Source organism: Streptomyces sp. Tu 3180 (assembly GCF_009852415.1).
In the GTDB taxonomy this organism is placed as follows: Bacteria; Actinomycetota; Actinomycetes; order Streptomycetales; family Streptomycetaceae; genus Streptomyces.
Window position 1 is genome coordinate 339,423 of record NZ_WOXS01000002.1, and the last position, 11,635, is coordinate 351,057.

An 11,635-nucleotide genomic window follows, 5' to 3' on the forward strand; every position below is an offset into this window, starting at 1 on the left:
CGATCGAGGTGATCCCCCACTGCGTGTGGCTGTACCTCCGCTTCCCGCTGAGCTTCCGCGAAGTCGAGGAACTCGTGCTCGAGCGCGGAGTGATCGTCTCCTATGAGACGGCCCGGCGGTGGTGCGCCAAGTTCGGGCAGGCCTACGCCGGCGCGCTGCGCCGCCGGCGGCCCCGGCCGGGAGACACGTGGCACCTGGACGAGGTCTTCATCGAGGTCAACGGCGAGCTGAAACACCTGTGGCGGGCCGTCGACCAGGACGGGATGGTGCTGGACATCCTCGTGCCGGACCGGCGGGACACCGCCGCGGACCGGCGGTTCTTCCGCCGGCTGCTGAAGAAGACCCGTACGGCGCCGCGGGCGGTCGTCACGGACAAGCCGCGCTCCTGCGGTGCCGCCCACCGCGAGGTCATGCCCTCGGTGGAGCACCGCTGTCACAAGGGCCTGAACCACCGGGCGGAGAACAGCCACCAGCCCACGCGGCAGCGGGAACACGCGAGGAAGGGCTTTGCGATCGGTCGGCGCCGCGCAGCGGTTCCTGGCCGCGTTCAGCGGCATCTGACCTCACCTCGGGTCCCACCGCCACCTGTCGAGCTCGCTGTGGTGCTGCGTGCCCCGCACCTGATGGAGCCGCTCGTGGACCATTTCCGCCGTCTTCCGGCCGGCGAGAGCAAAGTCATGCGGCTTGCGCGAACCGTCCTGTGGGCTGCTGCCCGGCAGACGCCGGAGGGGCCCGGGAACGCATCCCGGGCCCCTCATAGTCCATGGCGCGGCGGACCGTGCGGTATGGGTACGCGAGGGCCGGGGGTTCGTGGTCTCCCGGCCCTCGCGTGTCTCGGGTGCTACTTGAGCACGCCCGCCCCCGTCGTCGTGGCCAGTGACGTCGGCAGGTTGCTCGCCGAGGCCTCCAGACCCGTCGTGAGGGTGGGGGTCCAGTTGACCGTGGTCTTCAGGTCCTTGGACGAGGCGGCGTTGTAGGCGGCGACGAGGTCGGTCACCGTGCCGTTGACGAGGTTGCCGGAGCCCTTGACCGAGCCGGTGCCGTCACCGCTGAGGAGCCTGGCGGCCTTCGCGCCGGACGGCAGCTTCCAGTAGTTGTTCTCCGCTACGACCTGGGCCTTGGCACGGGAGTTGATGCTGTACTGCGGCGTGTACCCGTTGAGGGGCGTGGTGTCGTAGTAGTTGTTGTAGATGTGGATCTGGCCGATGCGGGCCAGCGGGGCACGCTGCATGATGCCCTTCCACACGTTGTGGTGGAGGGAGACGCGCAGCTTGCCGACGCTGTCGGTGTCACTGCCGCCGATCAGCATCGTCTTGTCGTGGTGGGTGAACTGGTTGCGCGAGACGGTCACCAGGTCGGATCCCTTGGTGATGTCGAGGGCGCCGTCGTGGACCTGGTACTCGCGGCCGAAGTACTTCGGGTTGGCGCTGTCGAAGTGCGGCGCGTCGGTGAACGTGTTGTGGTCCGCCCACACGTGGGTCGCGCCGCGCAGGGACACCGAGTCGTAGTTGGAGTTCCAGTTGCCGTTGTCGCCGTCGGTCGGGTCCCACTGCGGGAAGCAGTCCTCGGTGGCGGCGAAGGTCAGGTTGCGGACGATGACGTTGTCCACGTTCTGGATCTGGAGCATGGCCCCGGTGAGGCCCGCGTTCGTACCGGGGACGCCCACGATCGTCGTGTGGGCGGGGACCTTGAAGACGATGTTCTTGCCCTGCTTGGCCTGGGCGGCGGCGCGCGCCGTCTCCTGGGTGCCGGAGGGCAGCTTGGAGCGGCCGTAGGTGGCCGGGTCGTAGGCCTTGAGGTAGGCCGACAGCGAGTAGCCGGTACCGAGGGCGTAGTCGGCGCAGGTCAGCTTCTTGCCGCCGTCATCGGTGTTGGCGTCGATCATGCCGTTGATCTTGATGATGCGGGGCGTGGTGTCGGAGACCGAGCCCAGCGCCTTCACGAGCTGCGCACGGGTGGAGACGGTGAAGGTGTGGGCGGCGTCGGCCTTCGTGCCACCGGTGGTCCCCGTACCGGAGGACGCCCAGCCGTCCTTCGCGGCGAGCGTCTGGTGGTACAGGTCAACGGTCCCGGCGTTGGCGTTCACCACGAGAACACCAGCGCCGACGCCTGCGGCCACGACCGCCGCGCAGACGACGGCGGCACGACGGGAGCGGAGGGACCGGCGGTGGGAGCGAGCAGCCACGGGGCTTCCTTACGGGGGAGGAACGGGGTTACGCCCTGTCAGTGGCCGCCGACCCGTGAGGGGTTGCCGCGTGCCGGGATCTTTTTCCTCCGCTTTTCCCGCCACGCGATGTCGTCCGAGCCCGCCTCCACATCGCCTCACACGATCCGCCCCCCTTCGGCCCACTGCGGGAAAAGCTGGACTTACCACGTCGCGTACCTGCACGCGACGTACGACCTGCCCGTCCTGCTGGTCGTGGTCTGCCGGGACCTGTCCACGGCATTCTGGGCGGCAGGTCCCTTCGAATGCACCGTGGCCCCGTGGACGCCCCAGGTCACCCGCCCGTTCGCCCAGGACCACAGACGGTCCCAAAGGTCACCGACGAGGCGGTGGTGGCCCGGCAGTCGGCCCTGCCCGATCTCGTTGAAGAGGGACAGAAGGCATCGGCATGATCTGGAGCCACTTCAATGTCGCCTGGGAGGAGAGCCCCGCAGCGGCGCGCGGGTGGACAGCCGAACACGGACACCTCCTGGCCCCGCTGGACGCCACCTATCAGGACCACCGAGTGGGTATCCGGCGGAAGAACCAGCGGGCCGCCGCCAGAAAGGCCGCCGACACCGAACAGCGTCGTGCCGAAGGCCTGCCGGTGAAGTCGCTAGCCGGCGCCGTCAAGGAACGGCGCGAGCGGCTCGAGGACATTGACCCCGCCTGGTGCCCGGAGCCTGGTGCCCGGACAAGGCTCGTGGCGGATTCCGGTCCACTGGTGAGCGTGCGTGATTGCGAACGGCGGTGTCGGCGGCGACTGCCAGGATGATCGTCATGACACACACCACGGGGACGGTCCGCCGGGGCGCGGCGGATCTCGCGGAAGGCCTTCTCACCCACGACGATGCCGAACTGGACCGGCCGTTCACGATCCTGACGCACGAGGAGGGAAGCGGCCTGGTCGAACGCCGTGAGGCCCTGCGGCCGGTCTACGAGGCCATCGTGGCGCGCATCGGCCGGCCCACGCTGCTGGGCGGCACCGCCCACGGGCCCAGCGTGCGGTGGAGCACCGCCGAGCGGACCCTGCTGCTGTCCGGGGACCACGGCGGGGCGACCCTCTCCGTCCATCAGGCGAAAGCGTTCGCCCAGGACGAGTGGTCCGCCTTCGACTCGGGCCGCCTGCCCTGCACGTGGCAGCTGGACCGCCACGGCCCCGGCGAGGACCACGGCTGGACCTTCAACGGGCACGCGGCGGCGGACGGCTGGGCGTCGTGCGAGGAGCGACTGGCGGGGGTGCTCGCCTCCTGGGCGGAGCACCTGCCCGTACAGGCCCCCGGCGACTGGGCGGGCTTCAAGCTCTGGGCGTCACGGGACCGGGGCCGCACCCTGCTCGTGGCCTGCGAGCCGTCGGAGAAGAACCGCGAGTTCCACGCCGCCGTCCAGGACCGGGACCACGAGCAGACACCCGAGCGCGCGGCACAGATGCGCGCCAGGGGCTGGCAGGACGTGGACGAGCACCGATGGTGGCGCGCCACGCTGCCCGAGACGGACCCGATGGCGGCCGCCGCACTCGCCCGTTTGATCGTCACCGATCTGCGGGCCCGCGGCACCGTGGGCCCGCACGAGGTGACCGCCTGGGACATCAGCGCCGGCGACAACGGCGACCTGTGGGCGCCCGGCATCGGGGTCGACGTGCATCCGCGCCGCGGAGAGCACTTCCAGGGTCCGTCCTCAAACGGATCTTGCCCAGAGCAGGAACGACGCAAGGGTGACCGCTGCTTCGCCCGCTAGGAGGTGGCGGTCTTGTCGCAGCGGGTGGCGGTGCCGCGGAAGCCCTTGAGCAATCCGATCGTGCGGGGCCCCGGAGCAGGGACGGTTGAAGATCGCCGGGAGCGGCCGTGCGTGATGGCTGTCCGAAGTCCGGGGCTGGAGGCGTGTGCCGTGTTCCGGGGGCGCGGGACGTGCGGGAAGGTCGTCGTGCCGGGCTGTGGGCACCGGGGCTCCGGAGGGGATCGCCGTGTGCGGTTGCTCCCAGGGGTGGTGTTCGCCCAGGACAGCAGCGACGGTCCCGTTCGGGTGAGTAGCATCCGGCAGCAACAACCCCGTGTGAAGGAGCGTGCCGCGTGGCCACCGAGCCGGAAGAGCCCACCACCCAGAGCCTGCAGAGCCAGTACGCGACCCAGTTCGCCAACCACCTCAGCGCCAACCGGGAGGAACAGGCCCGTCTGCGCAAGCGCCTTGAACAGCTCGAGGCGGACGAAGCCTGGCTGGTGAGGGCATTGGAGACGGTGTCTGCCCCGGCCGAAGGCCGCTTTGGTACGCAGATGCCCGAGGAGGAGTCGGCACAGCCGCAGGACAGCACGTCCGGGCCGGCCGAAGCGGCCGAGCAGGCCGAGTCGGCTGTTGAGGCTTCCGCGGCTGTTCCCGAGCAGCGGCAGGACGAGCCGGCCGAGGCGCCCGTGAAGAAGACCACGGCCAAGAAGACGGCCGCCAGGAAGAGCACGGCCAAGAAGTCAGCGACCAGGAAGACCACGGTGCGGAAGCCTGCGGCGAAGCAGCCTCCCGCGGCGAAGAAGCCGGCGCCCGAGGACGGTGAACCGTCCCTGGGCGAGCTGTTGTTGACCGTTCTTGGCAGGCACGCAGGCCAGCCGCGCACCGCGAGCGAGGTCGCCGGTGACCTGGAGCGGGAGCACCCCGAACGGGCCCGTGACATCAATACCGTGCGCAACACCCTGGAGCGGCTGGTCTCCAAGAGCCGCGTCGAGCGGACGAAGCAGAAGAAAACCGTGCTGTACACCGCCGTGGCCGAGTCCGCGCCCGCCGCGGAAGACGCAGCCACAGAAGTGGCCCCGGCCGCCGAGAAGGCCGGGGCCGAGGAGGCCGAGAAGGTGCCGGCGCAGGCCTGACCTCTTCGTCCGGCGCGGTGACGCCGACGGGACCGGGTGCCGGTCCGCAGCGCGATGCGTGAGGCCGGGCAACAGCATCCGACTGGTGAGAGGTTGGAAGCCTGCCACCGGGCGCGCGGGACGTCCATGTCCCCTTTCCGGGCCTTTGCTGCAGGATGCCGTCACGCCTGTGTGTGGCCGTCCGTACGGTGGCCGCGCGCAGGCATGCGGCGGCTGCCTGCCGGGCGGTGTCCGGGCCAGGTGGGCCGGACGACGGGGCTGTGCTGCGCCGGATGCAGGCGACCAGCACCACGGTGACCGCCGGAAGCCGCTCCATGACCTCCCCGACCGCCGGCGCCCTCGCGGTCCTCCTCGGCCTCCGAGCCGGCCTTACCGTCGACGCGCTCCTCCAGACCGTACCCGTGGTCCTGCCCCTCGTCTCCCCCGTCCACGCCCTGCAGACCATGCTCACCCCGCCCGATACCGGGGCCGTGCCACCCGCCCGGGAAGGAACACCGTGACCACCACCGCGTCCACCGCGAGCGCCGCCTACTGGGAACCGCTCTGGGCCGAAGGCCGCCAGTACCGGCAGCTGTGCGAAGCCGAGAAACAGCTGATGGACCAGTACCTGGGCCCCGGTCACGGCCGCCCCGCCCTCGACATCGGCAGCGGCGCCGGCAGCCTCGTCCGCCACCTCCACCACGAGCTCGGGTATCGCACGACCGGCGTCGACTGCTCCCCCAGCGCCCTCGCCCTCGCCTCCACCCTGGATGCCGGCCCCGGCCCCGGGCCGACCTGGCGGTGCCTGGACATCACCGCCGCCGACCTCACCGCCCTGCCGGACCCGGCCTACGCGCTCATCACCTGCCGCCTGGTCTACCGGTGGATGGACAACAAGCCGGCCTTCCTCGACCGCGTCCGCGGACTCCTCGCGCTCGGCGGCACCTTCTGGGTCGTCACCGAGATCGCCGGCCGCCGCACGACCACCGACCCGGCCCGTCAGGGGCTCGGGATCACCCCCGCGGACGCCGAGCTACTCACGACAGGATGGTCCGTCGTCCGCACCACCGACCTCGACGTCCTGCGCTGCTACGCCCTGCGCCCTTGACCACCCACTGCTGACAGTGACCACGCTCGACGCCACCGAGCAGGTAGCGGACGGACTTCGGATTCCCGGTGCCCCTTTAGGCCTGGCTGCGCGCCCTGGGAACACAGCTTCCCCACACCCCTCCCAGAGACCGACGATGGAGACAACCCGATGAACCGCCGCGTGCTGTTGCGCGGCGCGCTCGCCGCCGGCCTTACCGGAGCGGCGCTCGCCGCCTGAGGGCTTGCAGAAGAACAACGCGCTGATTCCTGCGACTGGTTGAGCAATTGCGGTGAGGGTCGCTGACCTGCGGTGAGACGGCTCTCCACCGGGTCGCGGAACGCATCGACCGTGAGACGGCACAGACGGTGTTCAAGGTGTCGCGCCTCGAGTGGGAGCGCCCGAGGATTCCGTGGTCGTTCTCCGAGGCCGGGTGGTGACCGGTCACAGCCGGCGGGCATGGTGCCGACTCGGCGTCCCGCCCCACGGTTGCCGCGCCGGCACCGCGGCCTGCCGGGCACCCCCTCACCGGCCGACGACGGGGTGGTGCACGCGTTCCGTAACGGTATTGCCCAGCAAGTGATCGACTGGATGGGCCTGCCCCGCAGTGCCGTCCCGCCGGAAGCACGGGACCTGGCGGACTCGCTGACCGCCTCGGATGGTACGCCGCTGCTGGTGGCCGCGGCCTGCGAGTGCTTCCGGGCGAAGACGACGAGGCGCAGTAAGGCGAACCGCGCGATACCGGCGAGTGCGGAGGCGGACAGGTAGACGGCCTGCTCGTGCACCGCACCGGGCCTCGCCGCCAACTGGTGCAGGGCAAGCATCGCCACGCTGGTTACGGCGTACGCGGCCGCTGCGGATCCGGCCGACTGTGCGTGCTGGCGCCAGGTCGCGTGCCCACCCGCGCCGAAGGTGAAGCGGGCGTGCAGTTCGGTGGCGAGGAGCGTGGCGACCACGGTGATCAAGGCGTTGGCCAGAACCCAAGGGATCCAGGAGGCGAGGACCGCCACGGCGAAACTGGAGGCGAGCCCCACCCCGCCGCCACAGAGAACGAAGCGGGCGAAGGCGGCGAAAGTGCCGGGTCCCCCTTGCGATCGGCTCTGCGCTGTCTCCACGATCCGCCCCCTTGCTCACTCACCGCGCCATCGATGGCATCACTATGGCACATCAATGGCGCCGCAACTAGCCATTTAGGCGTCATCTGCGTCATCAATGGCGTCGCGTCGTCAATGGAGCCGCGAAGGCGCGGGTCAGCTGCCCGACGCGGCCGAGAACGCCGACGGGGCGGCGTACGCCGACGTGGTGTCGGTGCACGCCGCCCTGAGGTGGGGCGGTTGGCCTCCGGTTACTTCGGGTCGCGGCTAAAGGCCGCCTTCGACCAGAAGCAGCCGAGCGCGGTGAGGGCCAGACACCAGGCGAGGGCGAGCCATCCGTTGTGACCGATTCCGGTGCCGAGGAGCAGGCCGCGCAGGGTTTCGATGGCGGGAGTGAAGGGCTGGTACTCGGCGATCGGCTGGAACCAGCCCGGCATCGCGTCGAGGGGGACGAAGGTGCTGGAGATGAGCGGCAGCAGGATCAGCGGCATCGCGTTGTTGCTGGCGGCCTCGGCATTCGGACTGGTCAGCCCCATGCCGACCGCGATCCAGGTGAGCGCCAGGGTGAAGAGCACGAGCAGCCCGAGCGCCGCGGTCCATTCCAGGGCGGTGGCGTCCGTCGAGCGGAAGCCGATGGCCAAGCCGACGGCGCCGACGAGGAGCACGCTCATCACCGCCTGCAGCACGCTGCCGACGACGTGCCCGATGAGCACCGAGCCGCGGTGGATGGCCATCGTGCGGAAGCGGGCGATGATGCCCTCGGCCATGTCCATGGAGACGGACACCGCGGTGCCGATCGTGGTGCTGCCGATGGTCATCAGCAGCAGGCCCGGCACGATGTAGGCGATGTACGCGGAGCGGTTGGGAGCTCCGCCGATGCCGGCGCTCATCGTGTCGCCGAAGATGTAGACGAAGAGCAGCAGGAGCATGACCGGCGTGAGCAGCAGGTTCAGCGTCATCGACGGGTAGCGTCGGGCGTGCAGGAGGTTGCGGCGCAGCATCGTGCTCGAGTCGCGCACGGCGAGGGAGACCCGGGTCGGGCGGGTGGGAGCCAGGGGGGTGCTCATCGGACAGCCTCCTTGGGCTGGTCGGTGCCCTCGGTGAGGGCGAAGAACACGTCGTCCAGGTCCGGGGTGTGCACGGACAGTTCGTCGGCCTCGACGCCGGCGGTGTCGAGCCGGTCGAGGATGGCGCGCAGCTCGCGCTGGCTGCCGCCGCTGGGGATGTGCAGGGTGAGGGCCTGGTCGTCCCGGGTGGTCTCGCGCAGGGCGTTCGCCGCCTGCCCGTAGGCCACCGGGTCGGAGAAGCGCAGCCGCACATGGCCGCCGGGGACGAGCCGCTTGAGCTCCTCGGCGCTGCCCTGGGCGACGAGCTCGCCGCCGTTGAGCACCGCGATGCGGTCGGCGAGCTGGTCGGCCTCCTCCAGGTACTGGGTGGTGAGGAAGACGGTCGTGCCGCCGGAGACCAGTTCGCGGACGATCTGCCACATGGTGTGGCGGGAGCGCGGGTCGAGCCCGGTGGTCGGCTCGTCGAGGAAGATGATCCGCGGGTCGCCGACCAGGGTCATGGCGATGTCGAGGCGGCGCTTCATGCCGCCGGAGTAGGTGGAGGCGGGCTTCTTCGCGGCGTCGACGAGGTCGAAGCGCTCCAGCAGGTCGGCGGTGACCCGCCGGCCCTCACGCTTGGAGAGGTGGTGCAGGTCCGCCATGAGGAGCATGTTCTCCTCGCCGGTGATCAGCCCGTCCACTGCGGAGAACTGCCCGGTGACCCCGATGGCCGCCCGCACCTCGTCCGGTGCCGTGGCGACATCGTGGCCGGCGACCTGGGCCTGGCCGCCGTCGGCGGAGATCAGCGTGGACAGGATGTTGACCGCCGTGGTCTTGCCGGCGCCGTTCGGCCCGAGCAGCGCGAACACGGACCCGGCCGGGATGCGCAGATCGATGCCGTCCAGGACGGTCTTGTCGCCGTACGACTTGCGCAGACCAACGGCGGAGACGGCTGCCGGTGACGTGTGAGCATCACCCTGATGAGACATGGGCATGACAGAATAAGGCATGGGGCCCTCCGGTCGAAGGCTGAAGTGGGCGGGAGCAGTGCCGGTCGAGGAGGTGGCGTTCAGGCCTTGGCGCGGCGGATGTCGATGTTGCCGTGCCGGGTGCGGGCGCGGACCTTGACGGTGTCCTCGGTCTCCTGCGGGGTCCCGGACGTGGTGAGCGTGTTGCGCACCTGGCCGGAGGTCGAGCTGACGTCGAGCCAGGCGGCCGTGCCCTCGCGCACGCCGACCTCGATGGCACCGTAGTTGGTCTCCAACTGCACGGTACCGCGGGCCACTTCGCCGACCCGCAGGGTGCCGTGGGCGGTGGTGGCGGTGACCGAGTCCTCCGCGCGCCGGATCTCGATGTCACCGTTGGCGCCGCTCACCCGCAGCTCGCCGGTCGCGGCATCGACGGTCGTGGTGCCGTGCGAGTTCTTCAGGACGGCGGGGCCGTCGACGAGGCCGACGCGCAGGCTGCCGGAACTGGTGGTGATCTCAGCCCTGCCCTCGACCCGGTCCACGGTGATCGAGCCGTGCGAAGCGGTCAGCTTCAGCGGGCCGGTCGTATCGAGGCGGACGTCGCCGGACGAGGTCTTCACGCGGACCTCGCCGAGCCTGCCCTCACCGAGCACCTGCGTCCATGCGCCGGTCACGTCGATGCGCGAGCCCGTGGGCAGTTCGACCGTCACGTCGACAACCCCGGTGCGGCCGAACAGATGGGGCTTGGGCGTCCTGACGGTCAGTACGCCACTCGCGTACGTGACCTCGGTCTGGTCGGCCGCACGTACGTCCAGATCCTTCTTCGGGTCGCGGGGGCGCACCTCGACGGCGGTGTCGAGGCGGTCGCCCGCGGTGAACTGGATGGAGCCGGCCTCCACGTGCGTCGTGGCCGAGATCGCTTCGGGAGTGTCGAAAGAAGGCATGGCTGTCCCGTCCTCTTGGGTCTTCAGGGCGTCCCCGCTGGTGGGACGTGGTGTGGGTGAAGTGGTGTGGGTGGGGGTGCGGTGCGGTGCGGTCAGCGCACCCAGCCCGTGAAGCTCTGTCCGATACTTTGGGTCTTCTCCGCCGTACGCGGCCGGGTACCGCCGTCGACCGCGGCCGACACGGCCCGCACCAGCCACGCGTTGACCGACAGGCCCTCGCGGCTCGCCGCCTCCTCGGCGCGCGCCTTGAGGTGGGCCGGCAGACGCAGGTTGACGCGGGCGGTGCCGCCTTCGTCGCCGTCGGCCGGGGCCGGGGTTTTGAGCGGTTCGGCGGGCGCGGCCGGTTCCGCGAGGGCGCCGCCGTCGGTGGGCGGCGGCGTCACCACGAAGTCGGGGTCGAGCCCGCGCAGCCGTACGTCGACGGAACCGGGGGCAAGTTCGCGGGTGATCTCGTCCATCGCGGCGGAGAGCACCCCGAGCATGGTCAGCCGGGCCGCCGATTCCAGGGGAGCGGTGAGCCTCGCGGCCAGCTCGCGGGCCTCCTCGCCGCCGGCCTCGGCGGCCACCGCGAGTTCGCGGCGGAGGGTGTCGACATACGGGGTAAGGTCCATGGCGCCATCATGGCACCACATTGGCGCCACAAGCAAGCGCCAGTGACGCCTGGTTTGAGGGGACGCAAGAACGGCCGCTCCGACCTGCGGAAAGGTGAAGGAAGTGACCTGGGCGGTGGGGACAGCGGCATGTCGATGCACTTCTGGAGGCATGGAATGGCACTGATCGGCGTCGAATGGCGCCAAGCGTGCCAGCGGGTTGAGCATGGGCCCGAATCCGGTGTACACCAGCGGCCGAGCGATAACGCCCTCACAAGGCCGGTCTCCAGATCACCGCCCGCGGCCCCGATGACAACCGAACCGCGGACCGCCTCGCCGAAGCGGATGCCGCCATCGGTCGTCGAAGTCCAGATCAAGCAGCCGGCTGACGTGCTGTTCCTGGAGATCGACGTAGTCGACCCCTCCGATTTCGGCGAAGTCCTCACCGTCCACGGCGTCGAGGCCGACGGGCACCGGATCCTGCGTGCCGAGGCCCCGGCCGCTCCGAACGCCATCGCCGCGATCCTTCTCGCCCTGCGCGACACCACCGGCACCCAGCCGCACTGCTCCTTCGCCTGGGCCGAGGGAAGCCCCATGAAGCACATGTTCCGCTATTTCCTCCTCGGCCGCGGCGCCCCCCCGTCACCCGCGAGATCATCCGCACGCACGAACCCGACCCCAGCCGCCGGCCCGGCATCCGCGTCGGCGGCTGACCAGGACGCCAGATCCCCTGACGAACCATCCCATTTGGAATGTTCGAGTCTGCCGGTGCAGGGATCGCTGAGCGGCTGGTGCCGGATGAGCCGACCTGTTAACGGACGATCTACTACGGACAGTCATCGGCGGCCAGCGTGAGCACCCTGGAATGCTGT

At 70.4% G+C, this 11,635-nt stretch carries 11 protein-coding genes and 3 pseudogenes; 8 read left to right on the plus strand and 6 right to left on the minus strand.

The genetic code is table 11. From position 1 onward, the window contains the following. Positions 1-2: 2 nt before the first annotated feature. Positions 3-552 (plus strand): annotated as a pseudogene (locus tag GL259_RS02870) (IS6 family transposase); the annotation flags it as partial. A 289-nt stretch (positions 553-841) separates the two neighbouring features. Here GL259_RS02870 and GL259_RS02875 read toward each other — a convergent pair. Beyond that, positions 842-2,185 carry a polysaccharide lyase family 1 protein gene (locus tag GL259_RS02875; RefSeq protein ID WP_159528884.1) on the minus strand — a complete coding sequence of 448 codons (1,344 nt, stop codon included), beginning with the start codon at positions 2,183-2,185 and terminating at the stop codon, positions 842-844. Between the two features lie 415 nt (positions 2,186-2,600). On the opposite strand from GL259_RS02875, the pseudogene GL259_RS02880 reads away from it, so the two are divergent. From GL259_RS02880 to GL259_RS02905, 6 genes and pseudogenes are all read left to right on the plus strand, one after another. After that, positions 2,601-2,882 (plus strand): annotated as a pseudogene (locus tag GL259_RS02880) (helicase associated domain-containing protein); the annotation flags it as partial. Positions 2,883-2,983: 101 nt separating this feature from the next. Beyond that, positions 2,984-3,940 carry a hypothetical protein gene (locus tag GL259_RS02885; RefSeq protein ID WP_159528888.1) on the plus strand — a complete coding sequence of 319 codons (957 nt, stop codon included), beginning with the start codon at positions 2,984-2,986 and terminating at the stop codon, positions 3,938-3,940. Positions 3,941-4,272: 332 nt separating this feature from the next. Next, positions 4,273-5,055: a BlaI/MecI/CopY family transcriptional regulator gene (locus GL259_RS02890; RefSeq protein ID WP_159528890.1), complete on the plus strand. Its 783-nt coding sequence runs from the start codon at positions 4,273-4,275 to the stop codon at positions 5,053-5,055. A gap of 272 nt (positions 5,056-5,327) precedes the next feature. After that, the gene (locus tag GL259_RS02895) at positions 5,328-5,555 is read left to right on the plus strand and encodes a hypothetical protein (RefSeq protein ID WP_159528892.1); all 228 of its coding nucleotides are present in this window, start codon (positions 5,328-5,330) and stop codon (positions 5,553-5,555) included. After that, the gene (locus GL259_RS02900; RefSeq protein WP_159528894.1) at positions 5,552-6,142 is read left to right on the plus strand and encodes a class I SAM-dependent methyltransferase; all 591 of its coding nucleotides are present in this window, start codon (positions 5,552-5,554) and stop codon (positions 6,140-6,142) included. The genes GL259_RS02895 and GL259_RS02900 overlap by 4 nt, the downstream gene beginning before the upstream one ends. A 558-nt stretch (positions 6,143-6,700) precedes the next feature. Continuing rightward, positions 6,701-6,889 carry a hypothetical protein gene (locus GL259_RS02905; RefSeq protein WP_159528896.1) on the plus strand — a complete coding sequence of 63 codons (189 nt, stop codon included), beginning with the start codon at positions 6,701-6,703 and terminating at the stop codon, positions 6,887-6,889. Here the strand turns inward: GL259_RS02905 and GL259_RS38445 are convergent. The 5 genes and pseudogenes from GL259_RS38445 to GL259_RS02925 all read right to left on the minus strand — a co-directional run. Beyond that, positions 6,808-7,236 (minus strand): annotated as a pseudogene (locus GL259_RS38445) (GtrA family protein); the annotation flags it as partial. The gene GL259_RS02905 and the pseudogene GL259_RS38445 sit on opposite strands and share 82 nt — an antisense overlap. 230 nt (positions 7,237-7,466) lie before the next feature. Then, complete coding sequence (locus tag GL259_RS02910; protein ID WP_159528898.1) at positions 7,467-8,282, minus strand: ABC transporter permease; 816 nt, start codon at positions 8,280-8,282, stop codon at positions 7,467-7,469. Continuing rightward, complete coding sequence (locus GL259_RS02915; protein ID WP_243762221.1) at positions 8,279-9,250, minus strand: ATP-binding cassette domain-containing protein; 972 nt, start codon at positions 9,248-9,250, stop codon at positions 8,279-8,281. The genes GL259_RS02910 and GL259_RS02915 overlap by 4 nt, the downstream gene beginning before the upstream one ends. A gap of 80 nt (positions 9,251-9,330) precedes the next feature. Beyond that, a complete protein-coding gene (locus GL259_RS02920; RefSeq protein WP_159528902.1) occupies positions 9,331-10,173 on the minus strand; it encodes a DUF4097 family beta strand repeat-containing protein in 843 nt (280 codons plus the stop codon). Between the two features lie 92 nt (positions 10,174-10,265). Next, positions 10,266-10,784 (minus strand): toxin-antitoxin system HicB family antitoxin, encoded by a 519-nt coding sequence (locus GL259_RS02925; RefSeq protein WP_159528905.1) that lies wholly within the window; start codon positions 10,782-10,784, stop codon positions 10,266-10,268. Between the two features lie 156 nt (positions 10,785-10,940). Between GL259_RS02925 and GL259_RS38450 the strand changes: the two genes are divergently transcribed. Further along, entirely contained in the window at positions 10,941-11,618 is a 678-nt protein-coding gene (locus GL259_RS38450; RefSeq protein WP_243762222.1) for a hypothetical protein, read from the plus strand. Positions 11,619-11,635: the final 17 nt, after the last annotated feature.